The following is a 23,839-nucleotide window of genomic DNA, read 5'->3' as shown; positions in this document are numbered from 1 at the left end:
GGGATGATGACGACGAGCGCGAAGGCGAGGAGTGAGAGCGCGATGGCGGACGAGTACGAGGGCCCCTGGCTGGTGGTGGGGCTGGGCAACCCGGGCGAGCAGTACGCCCGCAACCGGCACAACATCGGGTTCATGGTGGTGGACCTGCTGGCGCAGCGGATGGGCGCCAAGTTCAAGGCGCACAAGAGCAGGGCGCAGGTGGCCGAGGGACGGCTGGCGGGCAAGCGGGTGGTGCTGGCCAAGCCGATGTCCTTCATGAACCTCTCCGGCGGGCCGGTGACGGCGCTGCGAGACTTCTACAAGGTGCCGGCCGCCGCGCTGATCGCGGTCCACGACGAGCTGGACATCGACTACGCGGCGCTGCGGCTGAAGCTGGGCGGCGGCGACAACGGCCACAACGGGCTGAAGTCGATCACCAAGTCGCTGGGCCCGGACTACCACCGGGTGCGCTGCGGGATCGGCCGTCCGCCGGGCCGGATGGAGGTCGCGGACTTCGTGCTGAAGGACTTCTCCTCGACCGAGCGCAAGGAGCTGGAGTGGTTCGTGGACCGCTCGGCGGACGCGGTGGAGGCGCTGCTGTCCGAAGGGCTGGAGCGGGCGCAGGGGACGTACAACTCCTGAGCCTCCGTCAAGACGGCGCGCCGGGCGCCGGGTACGCAACAGTCGTACAACGCTTGGCGGGCCGGAGCTGAATCCGTGTGAGAAGCCCGGACGGGATCGGATAGCGTCGGCCGCGGTACGCGAACGAGTCCTGGGGAGTTTGGGGAGTTCTCGATGCGGGGATTGGGTCCGGTCCGCCGACTGCGGCGGACCCGGGTGGTTCGGCTGAGGCGGCTCGGACGGCGTGTCGGTACGGCCGGTGCGCTGGGGGCGGCCGGGATGCTGCTGTCCAGCGGTGCGGTGGCGCACGCGGACCCGGTGGCGGAGTCCGATCCGGCGCTCCCCCCGGAGCCGGCCGCGGCGCAGTTCAGCCCGGTGCTGGGCGAGTCGATGGGCCCCGACGCGGGGCTGCTGGCGGTCGGCGGCGGCCTGGTCGTGGCGGCCGGCGGCGCGGCGCTGTGGCTGAAGCGCAGGCGCGCGGGCGAGCCCGCGGAGTAGCAACCCCCGTACGGCGAGGGGCCGGTGTCCCGGGGGCGGGACACCGGCCCCTCGGCCGTTGCGGGCCCGGCGTCAGCCGGTGTTGCGCAGGCCGGCGGCGATGCCGTTGACGGTCAGCAGCAGCGCGCGGGCGCGCAGCGGGTCGTCGCGGCGGCCGGCCGAGACCTCCTCGCGCTGGCGGCGCAGCAGCGCGACCTGGAGGTAGGAGATCGGGTCGAGGTAGGCGTCGCGGACGGCGAAGGTCTGCTTCAGCACCGGGTTGTGCTCCAGCAGTTCGCCCTCGCCGGTGAGCCGGAGCACCTCGCGCAGGGTGAGCGCGTGCTCGTCCTTGATCTGGTCGAAGACGTGCCGCAGCTCGCCGGGCACCAGCTGCTCGACGTAGTGGCGGGCGATCCGCAGGTCGGTCTTGGCCAGCGTCATGGCGACGTTGGACAGGAAGTTGCGGAAGAAGTGCCACTCGCCGTACATCTCGTCCAGCACGCCGCCCAGGCCCGCGGCGCGGGCGGCGGCGAGGCCGGAGCCGACGCCGTACCAGCCGGGGACGATCTGGCGGGACTGGGTCCAGCCGAAGACCCACGGGATGGCCCGCAGGCCGTCCAGGCCGGCGCCGGAGTCGGGGCGGCGGGACGGGCGGGAGCCCAGGTGCAGCGAGGCGAGCTGGTCGACCGGGGTGGAGGCGAAGAAGTACTTCGGCAGGTCCTCCTGCTCGACCAGGCCGCGGTAGGCGGTGTGGGCGGCCTCGGAGACCTGGTCCATCGCGGCGTCCCAGCGGGCCAGCGACTCGGGGGCCTGGCGCGGGGCGGTGTGCAGCGCGGAGGCGGACAGGGTGGCGGAGATGGTCAGTTCCAGGTTCTCCCGGGCGAGGGAGGGGAGCAGGTACTTGTCGGAGATGACCTCGCCCTGCTCGGTGACCTTGATCTCGCCCTCCAGGGTGCCCCAGGGCTGGGCCAGGATGGCCTCGTGCGAGGGGCCGCCGCCGCGGCCGACGGTGCCGCCGCGGCCGTGGAAGAGGCGCAGCCGGATGCCGTAGCGGTGGGCGACGTCGCGCAGCCGGCGCTGGGCGCGGTGGATCTCCCACTGGGAGGTGGTGATGCCGCCGAACTTGGAGGAGTCGGAGTAGCCGAGCATGACCTCCTGGATGTCGCCGCGCAGCGAGACGAGCAGCCGGTAGGAGGGGTCGGAGAGCATCTCGTCCAGGATGCGGTCGGCCTGCTGGAGCTCGTCGGTGGTCTCCAGCAGCGGCACGATGCCGATCTTGGCGATCCCGGTGTGCAGGTCGATCAGGCCGGCCTCGCGGGCCAGCACGGTGGCGGCGAAGACGTCGTCGGCGCCCTGGCACATCGAGATGATGTAGCTCTCGACGATCTCGTCGCCGAAGCGCTCGAAGCCCTCGCGGATGGTGTTGAAGACGCCGAGGGTCTTGGTGCCGGCCTCGTCCAGCGGGGCCGGGGTGGGGGCGAGCGGGCGGCGCGAGCGGAGCTCCTTGGCGAGCAGCTTCTGCCGGTACTCGCGCGGCATGTCGGCGTAGCGCCAGGCCTCCTCGCCGAGGCGGTCGAAGAGCTGGCCGAGGGCGTGGTGGTGGGCCTCGGCGTGCTCGCGCACGTCCATGGTGGCGAGTTGGAGGCCGAAGGCCTCGATGGTGCGGATGGCGCGGGCGAGGCGGCCGTCGGCGATCAGCTCGCCGCGGTGGGCGCGCAGGGACTCCTGGATCAGCCGCAGGTCGGCGAGGAGTTCGCGGGTGCCGAGGTAGTCGCGGCCCTCGACGTGCGGGGTGCCGCCGGCCAGGCGCTCGCGGGTGTTCTCCAGCTTGAGCCGGATGCAGGTGGCCTTGAGGCGGTAGGGCTCCTCGGCGTTCATCCGCCGGTAGCGCGGGCTGAGTTCGGGGAGCAGGTGCAGGTCGGTGTTGAGCGAGGCGAGCAGTTCGACGGAGGCGCCGGCCAGCCGCTCGGAGGTGGAGAGGGTGTTGCGCAGGTCGTCGATGGCGGCCAGCGCGTCCTTGATGCCGTACTCGTGCTGGAGGTTGAGGACGTCCCAGGTGACCTGCGGGGTGACGTTGGGGTTGCCGTCGCGGTCGCCGCCGATCCAGGTCCCGAAGGTGAGCGGGCGCACGCCCTCGGGCAGGCCCAGGCCGACCCGGGCCAGCTCCTCGTGCAGCTCCTCCAGGACCTCGGGGACGGCCTCGCGGTAGAGCTCGTCCAGGTAGTAGACGGCATTGCGGGCCTCGTCGGTGGGCTCGGGGCGGGCGATGCGCAGCTCGTCGGTCTGCCAGAGCAGGTCGATGACCTCGGCGAGGCGGCGGTCGGCGGAGCGCCGGGCGCTGCTGGTGCGCGCGGGGCCGGCGGCGGCGAGGCCGGAGCTGAGCTCCTCGCGGTGGATGCGGTCGAGGAGTTCGCCGATCCTGCGCAGCTTGTTGAGGACGCTGCGGCGGGCTGCCTCGGTGGGGTGCGCGGTGAAGACCGGACGGACCGCGAGGTGGGCCAGGGTGTCCTGGAGGTGCTTGGGGTCGGCCTCGGCGAGCTGGTCGGCGGTCTGCGCGAGCAGCGAGCCCTCCCGGGCGCGGCGGGTGGCGAACTCGCGGCCGCGGTGCACCTGCTCGGTGACGTTGGCGAGGTGGAAGTAGGTGGAGAACGCGCGGACCAGCTTGGCGGCGGTGTCCAGGTCGATGTCGGAGAGGAGTTCGGCGGTGGCCTCGCCGTCGGTGCGGCTGAGCAGGCGGACCTGTTCGACCAGGCCCAGCAGCTGGGGGCCCTCCTGGCGGACCAGCGTCTCGCCGAGCAGGTCGCCGAGGCGGCGGATGTCCGCACGCAGGGCGGCGTTGTCGGCGATGACGGTGGGGCTGTCCGCCGGGGTGGGGACCGGAGCGGTCACGGCTGGCTCCCTGTGGTGGTGGGGTTCGGCAACGGCTCATCGTCACAGGTCCGCCCGCGTGTGGCGGTTGTGACGCGTGCGGACCGCGCTGTCCGACGCGACCAGCATAGGTGTCGGGGCGTGCGCTGTCCGAGAGGTGGCCGGATGGCGGACAGAGCTGCCGGGATACAGCTGTGGTCTGGACCACTTGGCGTGCCCGGGAGGTGTGCCGGACAATCCCGGTGGGGAGGGGTGGGGGTTGCCGCATAGGCTGTCGGACATGAGCAAGTCGCCTGGGGAGCGCGCGCAGGAACGATCGTTCTGGTGGTGGAAGCGGCCGCGCAGCGCCTTCCTGGACATCGGGCTGGCCCTGCTCGCCGCGCTGGAGTGCGCGGCCAGCACGATCGGATTCCTGTCCGCACGGGTCGATCTGACCACCGCGGGGAAGGTCGGGATCGCGCTGCTCGGCGCGCTGGCCGGCGGCTCGCTGGTGCTGCGCCGGCGCTGGCCGGCCGTCCCCGTGCTGGTCACCCTGGTCGCCATGCCCGGGATGCTCGGGGTGCTGCTGCTCGTGGTGGCGCTGTACACACTGGCCGAGACCTGGGAGTGGCCCACGCGGCGCTGGCGGGTGGTGGCGCTGTCCGGGCTGGCCTTCGCCGAGGCGGTCGCCGTGATGATGGTCTCGATGCTGACCCCCGGCGACTCGGGGGTGGAGCAGCCGCCGCTGTGGGGCCAGGTCCTGATAGCCGTGCTGGTCGCGGTCGGGCTGACCGTCCCGCCGGTGGTGACCGGCCTGTACGTGGGTGCGCGGCGGCGGCTGATCGAATCGCTCAAGGACCGTGCGCACGGCCTGGAGACCGAACTGGACCTGCTGGCCGAGCAGGCCCAGGAGCGCGCCCGGCGGGCCCGGCTGGAGGAACGCACCCGGATCGCCCGGGAGATGCACGACGTGGTGGCGCACCGGGTCTCGCTGATGGTGGTGCACGCCGGCGCGCTGGAGCGGATCGCCGCCAAGGACCCGGAGAAGGCCGCGCAGAGCGCCAAGCTGATGGGCGAGGTGGGCCGGCAGGCGCTGAACGAGCTGCGCGAGATCCTCGGCGTGCTGCGGATGGACGACGAACGGCCGCAGGAACCGGACTCGCTGGCCGCGCTGCCCCGGCTGGTGGACCAGTCCCGGGCGGCCGGCATGGCGGTGACGCTGACGGTCAGCGGCAGCCGGCAGGAGTTCACCGGCGAGGCGGAGCAGACCGCCTACCGGGTCGTCCAGGAGGGGCTCACCAACGCGCACAAGCACGCGGGCGGCGCACAGGTGTCCGTGCTGCTGGCGTACGCGCCGAACGGGGTGCGGGTGAGCGTGGTGAACGCCTGCCCGGGCGGGGAGCGCGGTGCGGCCCAGCTGCCCAGCGGGGGCAACGGGCTGGTCGGGATGCGCGAGCGGGTGATCGCGCTGGGCGGCACCTTCTCGTCCGGGCCGGAGGCGGACGGCGGGTTCCGGGTCGAGGCGGTGCTGCCGTCCCGGCTGGCGGTACGGGCCGAGCGGCTGCGGTAGCCGTCGGCCCTGCTTCTTCGCCGTACCCGTCAGTGCTCGTCCGCGGTGCGCAGCCGCCCCGGGGCGGTGCCCAGCACCAGGGCGGTGATCGCCTGGTCGACGCCGTGGCCGAGGAACCACTCGCCGGTGTGGTCCAGGCTGTAGACCCGGCCCTCCTCGTCGACGGCCAGCAGCGCCTGCCCGTACGCCTCCTCGCCGAGCGGGGACAGCTTGGTGCCCAGTGCCCGGCCGAGGTCGTGCAGGGTGCGCGGCTGGTGCAGGCCGCACAGCGGGTCGATCAGGAACGGGGTGCGGGCCAACTGGCGGCCCGGGCCTGACAGGTCGAAGGCGAGGCCGCCGAACTCGGCCCAGGCCTCCACGGCCGCCGGGAACACCGCGTGCCCCACGCCGGTGGGTGCGCCGAAGCCGACGAGGGTGTCGGCCCACTCCTCGGCCTGCCGGATCTGCCAGCGGCCGGGGTGCCAGCCGGCGGCCTTGAGTTCGGCGGCCACGTCGGCGGGGAAGCGCGGGCGGGTCCGGGTGCCGGTGGCACCGCCGGCGGTGGACAGGGTGGCCGGCGGGGGCGGGGGAGGGCTGGGCGGGTTCAGGGCTTGCTCCAGGGCTCGGGGACGGGGGGACGGACCGGGGGCGGGTGGGCCGGGGCCGGCCGGGGCCGGGCCGGTGCTCGGCCGGTCAGTGCGCGGGCGGTCCGACGGCGACGACCTGCACGGTGAAGTGCTCCAGCAGCGGGGCGCAGGAACGGCACGGCGGGGCGTGGGTGCCGTGCGCCGGATCGCCCTCCTCGCGGATCCGAACGGTCGTCATCCGGGAGCCCTTGAGCGCCTTGCGGGCCTCGTGCAGGGTCATCGGCTTGCGGGCGGCGCGCTTGGAGCGCCGGCCGTCGACCGTCGTCAGGTACTGGGAGAGCAGGACGGCCTCCGGGCAGCGGCCGGTGAACCGCTCGCGGGCGTCCAGCGGCAGGGCGTCCAGGAACTCCGTGACCAGGCCGTGCAGCACCGGGCGACGGGCGTCCTTGTCGCCCGCCAGGGTGTGCACCTCGCCGCCCTTGAGCGACAGCGCGGCGGCGACGGCGGGCAGCAGGCTGTCGCGGTGGTGGCGCAGCACTGGTGGGCCCGCCGGCTCACCGGTGGTCATCCGTCGTCCTCCTCCTCGTCATCCGGCGGCGGCCGCAGCGGCCCGGCCGGTCCTGGGCAAGCCTGTCAAACGACACCGACATCCGTACAACCGGGGTGCGGGCGTGGCGGATACCGGGCAGAGCGGCCGGATGTCCGACGGGGCATCACCCGATACTGGCCGAATCCGCACCCCCGCGTCATGACTTGTCCCCTGATGTGCCGAAACCGTCCCCGGGGCCGCGGCCGCGGCGGTACCGTCCCGGCGGCGAGCCGGGGGATGCAGCCGGCCGCCGGGACGGGTGAGGTGCGGCCCGGTGCGGGGGTTCCGCGCGGGGCCGGCGCGTGGGTTCCGGGAAGGTTCCGGGCGGGGGGCTCTCCCCAGGACCGGGGGTTGAAGGCAGGCCCTAGGCTGGTGCCCAGCAAGCACCGAGTATTTGCAGCAGCCAGTGGGGGCTCCCAGATGACGACAGGTCGGCCCGGCGTCGCCGCCGCACCGAACGCGGCGTACGCAGGTCAGGTGGTGCAGTTCCCGGATCCGGTCCGCGCGGAGCGGCACCCCGCCGGGGTCAGGGTGGACGAGTACGGCTACCCGGACTTCGGCCCGTACGCCGCGGCCGCGGCCGAGGTCGCCGACCCGCCGGAGGGCTTCGGCGTGGACGAACTGCGGCTGACCGACTACGTCTCGGCCAACGCCGCGCTCTACACCCAGGGCCACCCGCTCTGGGCCGACCTGGAGACCGCGGTCGCCACCCCGCCCGGCTGGACCTGGCACCACGCAGTGGGCCGGGCCGCCCCCGGCTGGCGGCGGATGGAGCTCGTCCCGGTCGAGGTCAAGGCCCTGCTGCGGCACCACGGCGGCCTGGCCACCTCCGCCGCCGACCACACCCGGCGCGGCACCCGCCCGCTGCAGGAGCGCCGGCCCGTCCACTTCTCCCTGGCCAGGGACGGCGGCGACCCGATCGGCGTCCCCGAGGACCTGGTGCAGCGCGCCGAGGAACGCCTCGGCTACCGGCTGCCCGGCGCCTACCGCACCTTCCTCAAGCTGGGCGGCGGCCGCGGCCCGGTCGGGGTGGCCCTGGACACCGAACTCGGCCTGCTGCTCGACCAACCGTTCCTGACCCTCAGCGAGGAGTACGGCACCGAGGACGTCGTGTACGCCAACAAGTGCCTGCGCGACCACCTCACCAAGGACTACCTGGGCATCGCCTACGCGCAGGGCGGCATCGTCGCGCTCAAGGTGCGCGGCGACCGGACCGGCTCGGTCTGGTTCCACCTGTACGACGACGCCCGCGACTCCGGAGGCCCGGAGGCCCCGGAGGACCGCCTCGCCCGGCTGCTGCTGCCCTGTGGCGAGGACTTCGACGCCTTCCTGCTGCGACTGGCGGGCAGCCCGCCGGAGCTGGAGACGGTCGCGGAGCTGATGGTGGACGGCGGGTTCGCCCGGGCCGTCCCGGTGGGCTGATGCGCACGGCTGCGGCGGTGGCCGTGGTGGCGGTGCCGGCAGTTCCGGTGCTGGTGGAACGGGGGACGACGAGGATGCGGACAGGGGTGAACCGGGCGTGGTGACGTACGCGCAGGCGCAGGAGCTCGCCGAGGAGTGGATCAACGGCGGGGTGCCGCGCGCGCAGCAGCGCGAGGTGCGGGTCCGGGAGTTCGACCTGGGCTTCGTCTGCTGGGCGGTGGCGCCCGGGGACGCGGCGGCCGGCGGCGGTACCGAGGGTGCGAGCGGCTCGGGTGAGGCGCGGCTGGTGATCGCCCGGGACTCGGGTGCCAGCACGCTCTGGCCGGCGCTGCCCGTCAACGAGGTGGTCCGGCAGTACGAGGAGGTGTACGGGCGGCCGGTCGCGGCCAACCCGGCCGGGGCGGCCAAGCCCGCACCGGGGCCGGTGGAGGCGACCTCCTTCCTGCTCAGCCCGCCGCAGTGGCTGCAGGAGGCGGGGGCCGCGGCGATCGCGGCGGAGGCGGAGCGGCTGGGGGGCGGTTCGGCCGGTCCGGCCGGTTCGCAGGCTGCTGCCCCGGGTTCGCCGCTGGCGGCGACGGAGGAGTTGCCCGGTCCGGCTTCGGCGCTGGCGGCCACCGAGGAGCTGCCCGGTCCGGCTTCGGCACTGGCGGCCACCGAGGAGCTGCCCGGCCCGGCTTCGGCTTCGGCTTCGGCTTCGGCGCCCGCGGCCGCGGTGCTGACCGAGCCGCCGGTGTCCGACCGGCCCGCCGGGGACGCGCCGACGATGCTCGCCCCGCCGCCCGGGCCGGACGAGCAGTTCGTCGCGCCTCCGCTGCCGCAGCCGCAGGCCGGCGTGCCGCTTGCGCCGCCGGCCCCGGTTGCGCCCGTGGCGCCCGTCGCGCCGACCGCTCCGCCGGTCGGTGCCGAGGCCGCGACCGTCCTGATGCCCGAGGGCCTGCGGACCACCGGCGCGGACCGGCCCGACACGGCCGCGCCGGCCGGTGCCGAGGCCGCGACCATGCTGATGCCGCCGGGCAGCGGCGGGTACGGCATGCCGCCGGTCCCGCCGTCCGCCGCGCAGGCCGCGCCGGCCCAGCCCCCGGCCGTACCGCCGACTGCGCCGCCGGCCGCACCGCCGTTCGCGCCGCCGGCCCAGGCCCCCGCACCCGCCCCGGTGGCCGAGCCGGCGCCGACGCTGCTCGCGCCGCCGGACGCCGTGCCCGGGCTGATGGGCCTGCCCGGTGCCCCGGCGACGCCGCCCGGTACGCCGGTGGAGCACGCGCCGACGATGCTCGCCCCGCCCGGCGGGGTGCCCGGTCTCGCCGGCCTGCCCGGTGCCCCGGCGACGCCGCCCGGTGCGCCGGTGGAGCACGCCCCGACGATGCTCGCCCCGCCCGGCGGAATGCCGGGCCTCGCCGGCCTGCCCGGTGCCCCCGGCACCCCGGCCGCGGAGCCGCCGGCCGCCGCTGCGCCGCAGGGCGGGCTCGGCCGTGCGCCGGGCTCGGCTCCGCCGCCGCCCCCGCCGGCCGCGCTGCGCGGCGGTGCAGCCGGTTCGCCCGGCGCGGGCGCCGCTCCGGGCGGGTTGGGCCGCAACTCCGGTTCCGCCCCGCCGCCGCCCCCGCCTGCCGGCCTGAAGCACACCCCGGGCCCCGGCGCGCCCGCCGCCGCCCCCGGTGGCCGCGGAGCCGGCTCGGCCCCGCCGCCCCCGCCCCCGGCGGGCCTGCGTGGCGCCGAGGCGCCCGCCCCCCAGGGCACGCCGGCCGGCGGCACGCCCGCGGCCGCGGCGGCGTACGAGGCGACCCAGCTGGCGAGCGCGATCGACCCGGCGCTACTGGGCGGTCCGGCGGACCCCGGCACCCCGCCGTCCGGCGGCCCGGCCGTTCCGCCGCCGCCCGGCGGTCCGGTGGCCCCCGCCGCGCCGGTGGCCGGCTACGGCTACCCGAACGCGGGCGGCGCTGCCGGGGTCGTCCCCCCGGCGGCGGTGACCGGTGCGCCGCAGCCCGCGCCGGTGCCCCCCGGCGTGCCCGCGGTCGGCCCGGGCTACTTCGCCGCGCTCAGCTACCGGGGGCCGGACGGTTCGGAGCAGAAGCTGCTGCACCGCAGCGAGCCCGGCACCCCGCACCCGGAGTGGAAGATCCTGCAGGACCTGCGCCGGCTCAACGTGCCGCCGGAGCAGGTGCTGGAGCTCTACACCGAGCTGGAGTCGTGCGACCTGCCCGGCGGCTACTGCAACCGCATGATCGCCGCGTCCTGGCCGAACGTGCGGCTCACCCACACCGCCCCGTACGGCCGTGACCACGCCTCCCGGCAGGCCGGGATGGCCGAGCTGCTGGACCACCTGGACGAGCTGCACCAGTTGGCCTCCGGTGCCCAGCGGGTCCGCCCGTTCCGGGTGCCGCCGCCGGCGCCCGGGACGGTCCAGCCGCTGCCGCCGCTCCCGCCGCAGCAGCTCGCCCAGGAGGTCGGCGCCGCCTTCGGGCAGAACCTGTTCCGCTACGAGCAGCGCGCGGTCTCCCGCCAGGGCGTGCCCGAGCCGGTGTCCCAGACCCTGATGTGGGCCGGGCTGCCGCGGGACTTCGGGCCGTTCTTCTGGGCGCAGGCGCAGGAGGGCCGGCCGATCCCGACGCTCGCCGAGCTGGCCGCCGAGCGCGGCCTGGCCGGCGGCCCGGACTTCGGCGGCTACCTGGTCCTCGGCAACGACTACGGCCGGCAGCTGTGCGTCCAGTACGGCACCGCGCACGTGGTCGCCGTGGACATCGATGGAACCGCCCAGCCGCCCCGGTTCGTCAACAGCGGTGTACCGGAGTTCGTCCGCGCGCTGGCCCTGCTGGGCCGGATGTGGCGGCTGCGGTACGGGCTGACGCCGGATCAGGCCGGTCGCTGGACGACCGACTTCCAGGCCCAGCTCGCCGCGATCGACCCGGCGGCCCTGCAGAACGCGGACACCTGGTGGGCCGTGCTGCTGGAGCAGTTCTGGGACGGTCTGCTGTAGCGGACCGTCGTGGATCCTCGCAGGTGGGGAGGGGTCGTTCCGGTGTTCGGGACGGCCCCTCCGGCGTGCCGCGGCGGCTCTGCCTCGTTGGGGTTTCGCCCGGATCTGCGCAAAATAGGTCAAGAGGATGGGTCTATTCGTCCCGTCCTCGACGTATTCAGGTCCGTACGACGACCGAATCCGGCCCCCGGCTCCGAAGCGGTTCCGGATCCGGCCGTTCCGTCCGATCATGGGCTCCGCAGCCCGCGACAACGAGGGGAAGAGCCCATGAGCGACGCCGTCCCCCAGCACGGCTTCACCCAGGCCCGGCGCGGTTACGCGCCCGATCAGGTCGAGCGGGCCCTTGCCGCGCTCACCGCGCAGCGCGACGAGGCGTGGGAACGGTTGAGCGTCCTCGGCGCCGGCATCCGGCAGATGGAGGCCCGGCTGGCCGACATCCGCCGGGCCGCCGAGGAGGCCCCGGAGCCCGACTACGAGGTGCTCAGCGAACAGGCCGCAGGACTGGCCGCGATGGCCCAGAACGAGGCGCGCGCCGTCCGGGAGAAGGCCGAGCGCTTCTCCGAGGACCTGCGGGACGAGGTCTACGAGGCCGGCCAGGCGCTCGACCGGGCCGCCAAGGAGTACAGCACCACCACCCGGACCGAGGCCGACGCGGCCGCCCGGCGCACCGACGAGCGCACCCGCGCCGAGGCCGAGGGCATCCGCGCCGAAGCCGACCGGGAGAGCCGCGCCGTCCGGGACGCCGCCACCGCCTACGCCGCCAAGGTGCGGGTGGCCGCCGCCGAGGCCGGCGAGCAGGCCGAGGCCGAGCTGGCCACCCGGCGCCGCCGGGCCGACGAGGACTTCGCCGCGGCCCAGGCCGCCGCCGACGCCGAGGACGCCGAGGTCTCGGCGACCGCCGAGCGCCGGGTCAAGGAGGCCGAGCAGCACCGGGAGACCGTGCTGAACCGGATCAAGCAGCTGGAGACGGACGCCCAGGCCAAGGCGGACCAGCTGGTCGAGCAGGCCCGCCGGGAGGCCGAGAAGATCAACGCGGCGAGCGAGCGCGAGCAGGCCGAGTTCGACATCCGGCTGGAGACGGTGCAGCAGCACCTGGACCACATCAAGGCCACGCTGGCCTCCCTCACCGGGGCGGCGGTCGGCCAGATCGAGCCCGGGCTGGCGGCTGCCGCGGCCGCGCGGCGGGGGGACGCGGCTCCGGCCCCGGCCCCCGTGGACGAGGCTCCGGCCTCGGTGGATGCGGGCCCGGCGGACGCGGTCGTCGACGCGGTGCCGGTGGACTCGGAGGCGGACACGGGGGAGATCCCGCTGCCGACGCTGCGGAAGGCTCCGGCTTCGGCCGGGGCTTCGGGTGGCGCTTCGGTGCCGCGGACGCCGGTGGTCGGCGGTGGCGCGGCGAAGGCGGCCGCCGGGCCCGTGGTGACCGGCCCGGTCGCCCCGGCCGTGGTCCCGCCGAAGCCGGCCTCCCCGCCCGAGGCCGTGACCGGGGCGGCGGGTGACGAGGCAGCGGGCGACGGGAAGGCGGGGGCGCCGGCGGAGGAGACCCGGATCATCCCGAAGATCATCATCGTGGACGACGGCGCCGACTACGCGACGCCCAACACCGTGAGCTACCGCCGCCGCTAGGGCCTGTCCGGGGCGGGGCCCGGGAAACGCAGTAGGCCGAGACCCGTGGCGCCCTCCAGGAAAGGGCGCCACGGTTCCCGGCGCTTGGGCGGGCGCCCCCACCCAGGGTCGCCCGGCCTCGCACCTCCGACCCCCATCGGGGGTGCGACAGTGCCGCCACAGCCATCCCCCACGGTTGGGTGCGGCGGGCACGTTCACCATGGTGCGCGATCTCCATGGACGGCCAGTGACAGGAGTATGTCCAGTTCGTGGCGGGTGGCTGTGCCCGTGGCGGGGGCGGCGCCGGGCCGGTTCGTCCACCGGCGGTCCGGTGTTCCGTCCAGTGGTTCGTTCCCGGTCATGTCCCCGTCAGGGATGGGGTGCGGGAGGCGGTTCGTCCCCGCCCGGCCCCGCCGTGGCCGTACGCCGCGTGCGTGTCCCTGGCGCGGCGTAGGCTGGAGACCCCCGGCCGCTCGGCGCGCCGGGCCGTTCGCGTTGCCCTGGCGGGCCTTCGCCGCCCGGGGGCAGCACCAGCCACGGGACGAAGAAGAGACCCCAGATGAGTCTGACCGGACTGCTCGATGTCGTCGCCCGGGACGCGGCGCTCGCCGAGGCGATCGAGGCGGCCACCGCCACCGGAGCCGCGGCCGGCGGCCGCCGCCACCTGGACCTCGTCGGACCGCCCGCCGCCCGGCCGTTCGCGATCGCCGCGCTGGCCCGGGCGCTCGCCGGGCAGGCCGCCGGGGAGCGCGGCCGCCCGGTGCTCGCGGTCACCGCGACCGGCCGGGAGGCCGAGGACCTGGCCGCCTCGCTGCGCTCGCTGCTGCCCGCCGACGCGGTCGCCGAGTTCCCGGCCTGGGAGACCCTGCCGCACGAGCGGCTGTCGCCCCGCTCGGACACCGTCGGGCGCCGGCTGGCCGTCCTGCGCCGGATCGTGCACCCGCGGGCGGACGACCCGGCGGCCGGGCCGGTGCAGGTGATCGTCGCCCCGGTCCGCTCGGTGCTGCAGCCGCAGGTCAAGGGGCTGGCCGAGCTGGAGCCGGTGGCCGTCCAGCGGGGCGAGTCGCACGACCTGGAGGAGGTCGCCCGCCGGCTCGCCGCGGCTGCCTACGCGCGTGTCGAACTGGTCGAGAAGCGCGGCGAGTTCGCCGTCCGCGGCGGCATCCTGGACGTCTTCCCGCCGACCGAGGAGCACCCGCTGCGGGTGGAGTTCTGGGGCGACGAGGTCGAGGAGATCCGGTACTTCAAGGTCGCCGACCAGCGCTCGCTGGAGATCGCCGAGCACGGGCTGTGGGCGCCGCCCTGCCGCGAGCTGCTGCTCACCGACGAGGTGCGGGCGCGGGCCGCCGAGCTGTCCGCCGAACACCCCGGGCTGGCCGAGATCCTGGACAAGATCGCCGAGGGCATCGCGGTCGAGGGCATGGAGTCGCTGGCGCCCGTCCTGGTCGACGACATGGAGCTGCTGCTCGACGTCCTGCCGCTCGGCTCGGTCACCGTGGTCTGCGACCCCGAGCGGGTCCGCACCCGCGCCGCCGACCTGGTGGCGACCAGCCAGGAGTTCCTGCACGCCTCCTGGGTCGCGGCCGCGACGGGCGGGGACCGGCCGATCGACCTGGAGACCATCGACGTCTCCGCCGCCTCGCTGCGCTCGCTCGCCGAGGTGCGCGAGCACGCCGACGAGATCGGGCTGCCCTGGTGGTCCGTCAGCCCGTTCGCGACCAGCGAGTCGACGGTGAGCGAGGTGCTGGAGTTCGACGCCAACACGCTGACCCTCGGCATGCACGCCGTCGAGGCCTACCGCGGCGACACCGCCCGGGCGATCGCCGACGCCAAGGAGCGGCTGGCCGCCGACTGGCGGGTCGTCATGGTGACCGAGGGCCACGGGCCGGCCTCCCGGCTCGCCGAGGTACTGGGCAACGAGGGCATCCCGGCCCGGCTGGTCGCCGACCTCGCCGAGGCGCCCACCCGGGACGTCGTGTACGTCTCCTGCGGCTCGATCGAGCACGGCTTCGTCGACGAGGCGCTCAAGCTCACCGTCATCACCGAGACCGACCTGTCCGGCCAGAGGTCCTCCACCAAGGACATGCGCCGGATGCCCTCGCGCCGCCGCAACGCGATCGACCCGCTGGCGCTCGTCCCCGGCGACTACGTCGTCCACGAGGCGCACGGCGTCGGCAAGTACGTCGAGATGGTGCAGCGCACCGTCCAGGGCGCCACCCGTGAGTACCTGGTGCTGGAGTACGCCCCGGCCAAGCGCGGCCACCCCGGCGACCGGCTGTTCGTGCCGACCGACCAGCTCGACCAGGTCACGAAGTACGTCGGCGGCGAGGCCCCGACGCTGCACCGGCTCGGCGGCGCGGACTGGGCGAAGACCAAGCAGCGGGCCAAGAAGGCCGTCAAGGAGATCGCCGCCGACCTGATCAAGCTGTACTCGGCGCGGATGGCCGCTCCCGGCCACACCTTCGGCCCGGACACCCCGTGGCAGCGCGAGCTGGAGGACGCCTTCCCGTACGCGGAGACCCCGGACCAGCTGACCACCATCGCCGAGGTCAAGTCCGACATGGAGAAGTCCGTCCCGATGGACCGGCTGATCTGCGGCGACGTCGGCTACGGCAAGACCGAGATCGCCGTCCGGGCCGCTTTCAAGGCCGTGCAGGACGGCAAGCAGGTGGCGGTGCTGGTGCCGACCACGCTGCTGGTGCAGCAGCACTTCTCGACCTTCGCCGAGCGGTACGCCAACTTCCCGGTGACGGTGAAGGCGCTGTCCCGCTTCCAGAGCGACAGCGAGGCCAAGGCCGTCCTGGAGGGGCTGTTCGAGGGCTCGGTGGACGTCGTCATCGGCACCCACCGGCTGTTCTCCTCCGAGACCAGGTTCAAGGACCTCGGCCTGGTCATCGTCGACGAGGAGCAGCGGTTCGGCGTCGAGCACAAGGAGCAGCTGAAGAAGCTGCGGGCCAACGTGGACGTGCTGACCATGTCCGCGACCCCGATCCCGCGCACCCTGGAGATGGCGGTCACCGGCATCCGCGAGATGTCCACCATCACCACCCCGCCGGAGGAGCGGCACCCGGTGCTGACCTTCGTCGGGCCGTACGACGAGAAGCAGATCTCGGCCGCGATCCGGCGTGAACTCCTGCGCGAGGGCCAGGTGTTCTACATCCACAACCGGGTGGAGTCGATCGACAAGGCGGCCGCCCGGCTCAAGGACCTGGTGCCCGAGGCGCGGATCGCCACCGCGCACGGGCAGATGGGGGAGACCCAGCTGGAGAAGGTCGTCGTCGACTTCTGGGAGAAGGAGTTCGACGTCCTGGTGTCGACCACGATCGTGGAGTCCGGCATCGACATCTCCAACGCCAACACCCTGATCGTCGAGCGCGGCGACACCTTCGGCCTCTCCCAGCTGCACCAGCTGCGCGGCCGGGTCGGGCGCGGGCGCGAACGCGGCTACGCGTACATGCTGTACCCGCCGGAGAAGCCGCTCACCGAGACCGCGCACGAGCGCCTGGCCACCATCGCCCAGCACACCGAGATGGGCGCCGGCATGTACGTCGCGATGAAGGACCTGGAGATCCGCGGCGCCGGCAACCTGCTCGGCGGCGAGCAGTCCGGGCACATCGCGGGCGTCGGCTTCGACCTCTACATGCGGATGGTCGGCGAGGCGGTGGCCGAGTTCCGCGAGTCGCTGGCGGGCGGCGGGGAGCCGGAGGAGGAGCCGCTGGAGGTGAAGATCGAGCTGCCCGTCGACGCCCACGTGCCGCACGACTACGCGCCCGGCGAGCGGCTGCGGCTGCAGGCGTACCGCTCGATCGCGGCGGTCAACTCGGAGGCGGACATCACGCAGGTCCGGGACGAACTCGTCGACCGCTACGGCAAGCTGCCCGAGCCGGTGGAGAACCTGCTGCTCGTCGCGGCGCTGCGGCTGTACGCCCGGCGGTGCGGCATCTCGGACATCACCCTCCAGGGCACCAACGTCCGCTTCGGGCCGGTGGAGCTGCGCGAGTCCCAGCAGCTGCGGCTGAACCGGCTCTACCCGCGCAGCCAGGTCAAGGCGGCGGCCCGGCAGCTGCTGGTGCCGCGCCCGAGCACCGGGCGGATCGGCGGCAAGCCGCTGGTCGGCCGGGAACTGCTGGGCTGGTGCAGCGAGTTCCTGTCGACCATGTTCGACGACCTGGCGGGGGCGAAGAAGTAGCCCTGGCGGGCGGTGGTGCACGGCGGTCTCGGGCTTCGGTCCGGGGCCGCCGTTCTGCGGTCGGGGAGCGGGGGTCGGTGGGGTGGGTGGGGGAGTAGGTTCGGGGTGTGATGACGAATGTGCCGGGTGCCAAGTTGATTCTGCTGACCACCACGCACCGGGTGGCTCCCGGGCTGTTGGCGTGGCCCGCGTGGGAGGCGTTGCGGTCGGCGGGGCGGGTGCTGGTGGGGGACGAGGGGCATCCGCAGGTGCCGGCGGTGCGGCAGGCCGGGGTGGCGGTGGAGGTGGTGGCGGCCGGGTCGGTGCCCGCGCTGGCGCGGTTGCTGACCGAGCAGCCGGCCGGGGGCGGGCCGACAGTGTGGCTGGGCGGCCCGGACGGGGATCCGGGGCTGACGGACGCGCTGGCGCGGCTGGCGGTGGAGCGGGCCGGTGAGGTGCCGGAGATCGAGGTGCTGCCGGGCTCGTACGACCTGCCGGGGTCGCGGCTGCTGGACCTGGTGACGGTGATGGACCGGCTCCGCTCGCCCGGTGGCTGCCCCTGGGACGCCGAGCAGACGCACGAGAGCCTGGTGAAGTACCTGGTCGAGGAGGCGTACGAGCTGGTCGAGGCGATCGAGGAGGGGGACCGGGAGACGCTGCGCGAGGAGCTGGGCGACGTGCTGCTCCAGGTGTTCTTCCACTCCCGGATCGCCGAGGAGCACCCGACGGAGCCGTTCACGGTGGACGACGTGGCCGGCGACATCGTCGAGAAGCTGATGTACCGGCACCCGCACGTGTTCGGGGACGTCGAGGCCGGGGGCGCCGCCGAGGTGGAGGCGAACTGGGAGCAGCTGAAGGCCGCGGAGAAGGCGGACCGGGAGTCGGTGCTGGACGGCGTGCCGGCCGGGCTGCCCGCGCTGGCGTACGCGGCGAAGCTGGTGTCGAGGGTGCGCCGGGCGGGCTTCACGGCGGTGCCGGACGAGCCGTACGTGCTGCCGGCGGAGCTGACCGCCGAGTCGGTGGGCCGGCTGCTGCTGGCGGTGGCGCAGCGGGCGCACGACGCCGGGGTGGACGTGGACGCGGCGCTGCGGGCGGCCGCGCGCGGTTACCGGGACGCGGTGCGCGCGGCCGAGGGCCTCGAATCGGAGTAGCGGGCCTCAGGCCGCCGTGGCGGTGTTCTCGGCCGGGCGGCGCTGCGGCGGGACGAGTTCCCCGATGGCCTCGCCGACGAGGACGACGAGTTCGGCGAGGCGTTCCAGGTCGAGGTGGGCGGGCAGGTCGGCGAGGGAGATGATGCGCTCGCCGTCCGGTCCGGCGACGGCGAACAGGTCGATCGGTCCGAGGTGCTTCTCCGCGGTGTCGACGAGGGCGGCGACGTCGCTGGGGCGGCGGATGTCGCCGGAGACGCCCACGACGGGGCAGCCCGGCCGGTCGAGTTCGGCGGCAAGGTCCTCGGCGATGCCGACGTGCTGGTCGGCGATCAGCATTCCGGCGGCGCCGGCCGCGGAGAACCGGCGGGCGAGGTCGGCGCCCGACCCGCCGTCGAGTACCGCGATGACGACGACTGACCCGCTGACCCGCATGGTCTGCTCCTCCCTGTGGGCGGCACCGCACCGGCGCCCACGCGTACTGCGGAGGATCGTAGGCAGTTCCTGACCCTCCGCAACAGGGATTACCCCGCAGGTGACCAGGCTCACGCCGCCCGCCCGGCCAAGAGCTGTCCAAGAGCTGTCCACGGACCGTCCACGTACCGTCTGCGGGTCGTCCACGGAGCGTTGGCGCGGCCGTCGCCGGAAGGGCGCGCCCGGCCCGCCGGGGACGCACCGGATACGGTCGACCCATGCCTGCTCAGCCCGACTCCGCCCGGCCCGCCGCCGCCCCGCTCGACGCCTCCGCGCCGCAGCTGTTCACCTGGGAGTTCGCCGCCGATCCGTACCCCGCCTACGCCTGGCTGCGCGAGCACGCCCCGGTGCACCGGACGACGCTGCCGAGCGGGGTGGAGGCCTGGCTGGTGACCAGGTACGCGGATGCCCGGCAGGCGCTCGCGGACGGCCGGCTGTCGAAGAACCCGGCGCACCACAGCGAGCAGGCGCACCGCACCGGCCGGGTGGGCATCCCGGGGGAGCGGCAGGCGGACCTGATGACCCACCTGTTGAACATCGACCCGCCGGACCACACCCGGCTGCGCCGGCTGGTGTCGAAGGCGTTCACCCCGCGCCGGGTGGCCGAGTTCGAGCCGCGGGTGCAGCAGCTCACGGACCGGCTGATCGACGGCTTCGCGCAGCGCGGTTCGGCGGACCTGATCCACGAGTTCGCGTTCCCGCTCCCCATCTACGCGATCTGCGACATGTTGGGCGTGCCGGCGGAGGACCAGGACGACTTCCGCGACTGGGCCGGGATGATGATCCGGCACGGCGGCGGTCAACGCGGTGGCGTGGGGCGGGCGGTGAAGCGGATGCGGGCGTACCTGCTGGAGCTGATCCACCGCAAGCGCGCGGACCTCGGGGACGACCTGATCTCGGGCCTGATCCGGGCGAGCGACCACGGCGAGCACCTGACGGAGAACGAGGCCGCGGCGATGGCCTTCATCCTGCTCTTCGCCGGCTTCGAGACGACGGTGAACCTGATCGGGAACGGGACGTACGCGCTGCTGCGCAACCCGGAGCAGCGCCGCCTGCTGCAGGAGTCGATGGCGCGCGGCGAGCGGGGGCTGCTGGACACCGGGATCGAGGAACTCCTGCGCTACGACGGGCCGGTGGAGCTGGCGACCTGGCGGTTCGCGACGCGGCCGTTGGCCATCGGCGGGGTGGACATCCCGGTGGGCGATCCGGTGCTGGTGGTGTTGGCGGCGGCGGACCGCGATCCGGCCCGGTTCGCGGACGAGAACACCCTGGACCTGGCCCGAACGGACAATCCCCATCTGGGGTTCGGGCACGGCATCCACTACTGCATCGGCGCCCCGCTGGCCCGTTTGGAGGGGCGTGCCGCGCTGGCCACGCTGCTTTCCCGGTTGCCCGATCTGCGGCTCGCGGAGAGTCCGGAGAATCTGCGCTGGCGGGGTGGTCTGATCATGCGTGGGCTGCGGGAACTTCCGGTCGAATTCACGCCGGAGAGCCGGTCCCCGCACGCGCCGCCGGCGGCCTCGACACGCTGACGCGGTGTCGCCGACTGGCCCTTGGCGGCGGTATGAACGCCCATCAAACCGGACATAGCGACGCCGTTGGTAGGCGATCGGCCACGCGCCGTAATTTCTGTGTGATATCTGCGATATGAGCTTGTGATCGGTCTGATGTTCTGTCTACTCTCCCTGGAGTTCGCAGCTGCGGACCTCGTGCGCGGAACGCCGAATCCTGCCCGCCGCGTCACGGGAAACCGACCAGAACCCTGGGCAGGGGCGGGGGAACCAGGTTTGTTGCCGTCCTCCCACGGCTTGGGGTGAAGCCGCCCGAGCGGAATCTTTTCCGCACACGGCGGCCGGGCCACCTCCCGGTCCGAACCCGACAGCTCACCTCGCAGGCGTGCGGAGAGGGACCTCTTCATGCTGCTCGTTGGAACTGGCCGTCACCGTCGTCGCACCCAGGCCGAGAAGGCCATCGCCGTCGCCGGTGTGGCCGGCGTCGGACTCGCACTGCCGCTCCTCACCGCCACCGGCGCCTCCGCCGCCCCGGCCTCCACCTGGGACTCCGTCGCCCAGTGCGAGAGCGGCGGCAACTGGAGCATCAACACCGGCAACGGCTTCTACGGCGGCCTGCAGTTCACCTCCGGCACCTGGAAGGCGTACGGCGGCACCGCGTACGCGCCGCAGGCCAACCAGGCCAGCAAGGGTCAGCAGATCGCCGTCGCCGAGAAGGTGCTCGCCTCGCAGGGCCCGGGCGCCTGGCCGGTCTGCTCGCAGAAGGCCGGTCTGACCAAGGGCGGCGCCCCGGCCTCGGTGGACACCTCCGCGGACGCCAAGCCGCAGTCCGCCGCCAAGCAGCAGACCCCCCAGCAGACCGCCAAACCGCAGGCCGCGAAGCCCGCCGCCAAGTCGGCCCAGCAGCCGGTGCAGCAGTACACGCCGAAGCACGCCGCCCCCCAGCAGGCCGAGAAGCCCGTCGAGCAGTCGGCGCCGCAGTACACGCCGAAGCACGCCGCTCCCCAGCAGGCCGCGCCGGCGTCCGGCCACGACTACACCGTCCGCTCCGGCGACACGCTGTCGACGATCGCCGCCGCCCAGGGCGTGTCCGGCGGCTGGCAGGAGCTGTACGCACAGAACCACGCCACCGTCGGTGGCGACCCGGACCTGATCCTGCCCGGCCAGGTGCTGCACCTCGGCTGAGCCGAGCCGCCCGGGCCGACCCGCCCGGGCCGTCCCCGGCGCGACGCGCGGAGGGAGCCGGTACGTCCGGCCCCCTCCGTCCGCGTTCGTCGGCCTCGTCCGCGCTCGTCCGCCCCGGGGCGACGAAGCTGGGACAAGCAGGTGAACTACCGGTGCGTAGCGGGGCCACACGCTGAGACGGAACCGAGGCCGACGTGGCCCCGGGAGCCCGGGCGGCTAGGCTCTGGTCCGTAACGACTCCGCAATCGTCCCGCCGACAGCACCAGCGTCAGCCGGACCTGCTTCCGCAAGGAGATGCCTCGTGCCGTCCATCGATGTCGTCGTAGCCCGTGAGATCCTCGACTCGCGCGGCAACCCCACGGTCGAGGTCGAGGTCGGCCTCGACGACGGCAGCACGGGTCGTGCCGCTGTCCCGTCGGGTGCCTCCACCGGTGCCTTCGAGGCGCTGGAGCTGCGCGACGGTGACAAGAACCGCTACTTCGGCAAGGGCGTCGAGAAGGCCGTCCTGGCCGTCATCGAGCAGATCGGCCCGGAGCTGGTCGGCTACGACGCCACCGAGCAGCGCCTGATCGACCAGGCCATGCTCGACCTGGACGCCACCCCGGACAAGTCCTCGCTCGGCGCCAACGCCATCCTGGGCGTCTCGCTGGCCGTCGCGCACGCCGCCTCCGAGGCCAGCGACCTGCCGCTGTTCCGCTACCTGGGCGGCCCGAACGCGCACGTCCTGCCGGTCCCGATGATGAACATCCTCAACGGCGGCTCGCACGCGGACTCCAACGTCGACATCCAGGAGTTCATGATCGCCCCGATCGGCGCGGAGTCCTTCTCCGAGGCCGTCCGCTGGGGCGTCGAGGTCTACCACACCCTCAAGGGCGTGCTGAAGGAGCGCGGCCTGTCCACCGGCCTCGGCGACGAGGGCGGCTTCGCGCCGAACCTGGACAGCAACCGCGAGGCCCTGGACCTCATCACCGAGGCCATCCAGAAGGCCGGCTACGTGCCCGGCCGCGACATCGCGCTCGCCCTGGACGTCGCCGCCTCCGAGTTCTACGAGGACGGCGCCTACCAGTTCGAGGGCAAGGGGCTGACCTCCGCCGAGCTCATCGAGTACTACGCCGAGCTGGTCGCCTCCTACCCGCTGGTCTCCATCGAGGACCCGCTGGACGAGTCGGACTGGGACGGCTGGAAGGCCATGACCGTCAAGCTGGGCGACAAGGTCCAGCTGGTCGGCGACGACCTGTTCGTCACCAACCCGCAGCGCCTGGCCAAGGGCATCGAGACCGGCACCGCCAACGCGCTGCTGGTGAAGGTGAACCAGATCGGCTCGCTCACCGAGACCCTGGACGCCGTCGAGCTGGCCCAGCGCAACGGCTACCGCTGCATGATGTCGCACCGCTCCGGCGAGACCGAGGACGTCACCATCGCCGACCTGGCCGTCGCCACCAACTGCGGCCAGATCAAGACCGGCGCCCCGGCCCGCTCCGAGCGCGTCGCCAAGTACAACCAGCTGCTGCGCATCGAGGAGATCCTCGACGACGCCGCCGAGTACGCCGGCCGCGGCGCCTTCCCTCGCTTCAAGCACGAGGGCTGAGCGGCCACCCGGTAGCGCACGCCTGACCGGTGCCCCGCCGTTCACCCCGTAGGGTGGACGGCGGGGCACCGTCGCGACCAGGAGGGGACACCGGAGATGGCAGGCTGGAGGATCCCGGGCTTGGCGGCCCGGCCTCGGTTCACGAGCCGGGCGACCGTCCTCGTCCTGGTGCTCTGCTCGCTGGTGGCGATCCTCGCCTACCCGACGCGGCAGTTCATCTCCCAGCGCGCCGAGATCTCGGCCCAGCGGGCGAAGGCCGACCACGCGCGCCAGCAGGTCGAACAGCTGCGCCGGGACAAGGCCCGCTGGCAGGACCCGGAGTTCGTCAAGGCGCAGGCCCGCGCCCGGCTGCACTACGCGGTGCCGGGGGAGACCCCGTACATCGCGGTGGACCCGGCCGGCCAGGCCTCCGCCAAGCCCTCCTCGTCCGCGGCCGGCGCCGCCGCGTCCGGCGGTACGGCCGCCGCCCAGGCGAGAGCCGCCGCGCCCTGGTACGCCAGCATCTGGGACTCGGTGGACGCCGCCGACACCGCCGCGGCCGCCCCCGCCACCCCCCTTCCGCTCCCACCGTCCCCCGTTGGAGACACCTCCCCCCATGACCACTGAGAACCACCCCACCGTCTCCGACGCCGACGTCGCGGCCATCGCCGCCCAGCTCGGCCGGGTGCCGCGCGGCCTGCGCGGCGTGGCGCACCGCTGTCCCTGCGGCAACCCCGACGTCGTGGAGACGGCCCCCCGGCTGCCGGACGGCACCCCGTTCCCGACGCTGTACTACCTGACCTGCCCCAAGGCCGCCTCGCTGATCGGCACCCTGGAGGCCGACGGCGTGATGAAGGAGCAGAGCGCCCGGCTCGCCGAGGACCCGGAGCTGGCCGCCGCCTACCAGAAGGCGCACGAGGACTACATCGCCCGGCGCGACGCGATCGAGGTGCTGGAGGGCTTCCCGAGCGCCGGCGGCATGCCGGACCGGGTGAAGTGCCTGCACGTGCTGGTCGGCCACTCGCTGGCGGCCGGCGAGGGCGTCAACCCGCTCGGCGACGAGGCGATCGGCATGCTGGAGGACTGGTGGGCCAAGGGCCCGTGCGTCTCCCCGGCCGAGGTCCAGGCCGCCGGTGAGC

At 74.2% G+C, this 23,839-nt stretch carries 16 protein-coding genes, 1 pseudogene and 1 riboswitch; of the genes and pseudogenes, 13 read left to right on the top strand and 4 right to left on the bottom strand.

What is annotated here, in order from left to right:
• Positions 1 to 42 precede the first annotated feature (42 nt).
• Together pth and BX285_RS02650 are read left to right on the top strand one after the other, a co-directional pair.
• Positions 43 to 621 (top strand): aminoacyl-tRNA hydrolase, encoded by a 579-nt coding sequence (gene pth, locus BX285_RS02655; RefSeq protein WP_097236490.1) that lies wholly within the window; start codon positions 43 to 45, stop codon positions 619 to 621.
• Positions 622 to 879: 258 nt separating this feature from the next.
• The gene (locus BX285_RS02650; RefSeq protein ID WP_121174365.1) at positions 880 to 1,098 is read left to right on the top strand and encodes a hypothetical protein; all 219 of its coding nucleotides are present in this window, start codon (positions 880 to 882) and stop codon (positions 1,096 to 1,098) included.
• 72 nt (positions 1,099 to 1,170) lie between these two features.
• On the opposite strand, the gene ppc is transcribed toward BX285_RS02650, so the two are convergent.
• Positions 1,171 to 3,966, bottom strand: coding sequence for a phosphoenolpyruvate carboxylase (ppc, locus tag BX285_RS02645; RefSeq protein ID WP_183106988.1), 2,796 nt, complete (start codon positions 3,964 to 3,966; stop codon positions 1,171 to 1,173).
• 259 nt (positions 3,967 to 4,225) lie between these two features.
• Here ppc and BX285_RS02640 point away from each other — a divergent pair, with 259 nt between their 5' ends.
• Positions 4,226 to 5,494, top strand: a complete 1,269-nt coding sequence (locus BX285_RS02640) for a sensor histidine kinase (RefSeq protein ID WP_121174364.1) — start codon at positions 4,226 to 4,228, stop codon at positions 5,492 to 5,494.
• A 29-nt stretch (positions 5,495 to 5,523) separates the two neighbouring features.
• Here BX285_RS02640 and BX285_RS02635 read toward each other — a convergent pair whose 3' ends face one another.
• Positions 5,524 to 5,985, bottom strand: coding sequence for an SUKH-3 domain-containing protein (locus BX285_RS02635; protein WP_097236487.1), 462 nt, complete (start codon positions 5,983 to 5,985; stop codon positions 5,524 to 5,526).
• A gap of 181 nt (positions 5,986 to 6,166) precedes the next feature.
• Positions 6,167 to 6,628 carry a YwqJ-related putative deaminase gene (locus BX285_RS02630; protein WP_121174363.1) on the bottom strand — a complete coding sequence of 154 codons (462 nt, stop codon included), beginning with the start codon at positions 6,626 to 6,628 and terminating at the stop codon, positions 6,167 to 6,169.
• A gap of 441 nt (positions 6,629 to 7,069) precedes the next feature.
• On the opposite strand from BX285_RS02630, the gene BX285_RS02625 reads away from it, so the two are divergent.
• From BX285_RS02625 to BX285_RS02605, 5 genes are all read left to right on the top strand, one after another.
• A complete protein-coding gene (locus tag BX285_RS02625) occupies positions 7,070 to 8,071 on the top strand; it encodes an SMI1/KNR4 family protein (protein ID WP_121174362.1) in 1,002 nt (333 codons plus the stop codon).
• A 97-nt stretch (positions 8,072 to 8,168) separates the two neighbouring features.
• Complete coding sequence (locus BX285_RS02620; protein ID WP_121174361.1) at positions 8,169 to 11,042, top strand: SUKH-4 family immunity protein; 2,874 nt, start codon at positions 8,169 to 8,171, stop codon at positions 11,040 to 11,042.
• Positions 11,043 to 11,309: 267 nt separating this feature from the next.
• The gene (locus BX285_RS02615) at positions 11,310 to 12,668 is read left to right on the top strand and encodes a hypothetical protein (protein WP_121174360.1); all 1,359 of its coding nucleotides are present in this window, start codon (positions 11,310 to 11,312) and stop codon (positions 12,666 to 12,668) included.
• Between the two features lie 538 nt (positions 12,669 to 13,206).
• Positions 13,207 to 16,836 carry a transcription-repair coupling factor gene (mfd, locus tag BX285_RS02610; protein ID WP_121174359.1) on the top strand — a complete coding sequence of 1,210 codons (3,630 nt, stop codon included), beginning with the start codon at positions 13,207 to 13,209 and terminating at the stop codon, positions 16,834 to 16,836.
• 110 nt (positions 16,837 to 16,946) lie between these two features.
• Positions 16,947 to 17,966 (top strand): MazG family protein, encoded by a 1,020-nt coding sequence (locus BX285_RS02605; RefSeq protein ID WP_121174358.1) that lies wholly within the window; start codon positions 16,947 to 16,949, stop codon positions 17,964 to 17,966.
• Positions 17,967 to 17,972: 6 nt separating this feature from the next.
• Here BX285_RS02605 and BX285_RS02600 read toward each other — a convergent pair whose 3' ends face one another.
• Positions 17,973 to 18,398, bottom strand: a complete 426-nt coding sequence (locus tag BX285_RS02600) for an SDR family NAD(P)-dependent oxidoreductase (RefSeq protein ID WP_097236480.1) — start codon at positions 18,396 to 18,398, stop codon at positions 17,973 to 17,975.
• Between the two features lie 257 nt (positions 18,399 to 18,655).
• On the opposite strand from BX285_RS02600, the gene BX285_RS02595 reads away from it, so the two are divergent.
• The 5 genes and pseudogenes from BX285_RS02595 to BX285_RS02575 form a co-directional block, all read left to right on the top strand.
• On the top strand, positions 18,656 to 19,969 hold the full coding sequence (locus BX285_RS02595; protein ID WP_121174357.1) for a cytochrome P450: 1,314 nt from the start codon (positions 18,656 to 18,658) through the stop codon (positions 19,967 to 19,969).
• 210 nt (positions 19,970 to 20,179) lie between these two features.
• Positions 20,180 to 20,348: riboswitch (cyclic di-AMP (ydaO/yuaA leader) on the top strand.
• 5 nt (positions 20,349 to 20,353) lie between these two features.
• Positions 20,354 to 21,133, top strand: coding sequence for a transglycosylase family protein (locus BX285_RS02590; RefSeq protein WP_121174356.1), 780 nt, complete (start codon positions 20,354 to 20,356; stop codon positions 21,131 to 21,133).
• Positions 21,134 to 21,434: 301 nt separating this feature from the next.
• Positions 21,435 to 22,721 (top strand): phosphopyruvate hydratase, encoded by a 1,287-nt coding sequence (eno, locus tag BX285_RS02585; RefSeq protein ID WP_097236477.1) that lies wholly within the window; start codon positions 21,435 to 21,437, stop codon positions 22,719 to 22,721.
• Positions 22,722 to 22,841: 120 nt separating this feature from the next.
• Complete coding sequence (locus BX285_RS02580) at positions 22,842 to 23,327, top strand: septum formation initiator family protein (protein WP_179852775.1); 486 nt, start codon at positions 22,842 to 22,844, stop codon at positions 23,325 to 23,327.
• Positions 23,299 to 23,832, top strand: a pseudogene (locus BX285_RS02575) (DUF501 domain-containing protein); the annotation flags it as partial. The gene BX285_RS02580 and the pseudogene BX285_RS02575, both read left to right, overlap by 29 nt.
• Positions 23,833 to 23,839 lie beyond the last annotated feature (7 nt).

The sequence above is a fragment of the Streptomyces sp. 1114.5 genome (assembly GCF_003635085.1).
GTDB lineage: Bacteria > Actinomycetota > Actinomycetes > Streptomycetales > Streptomycetaceae > Kitasatospora.
Note: the sequence above shows the minus strand (reverse complement) of the source record. Positions and strands in the feature narration are given on the sequence as shown.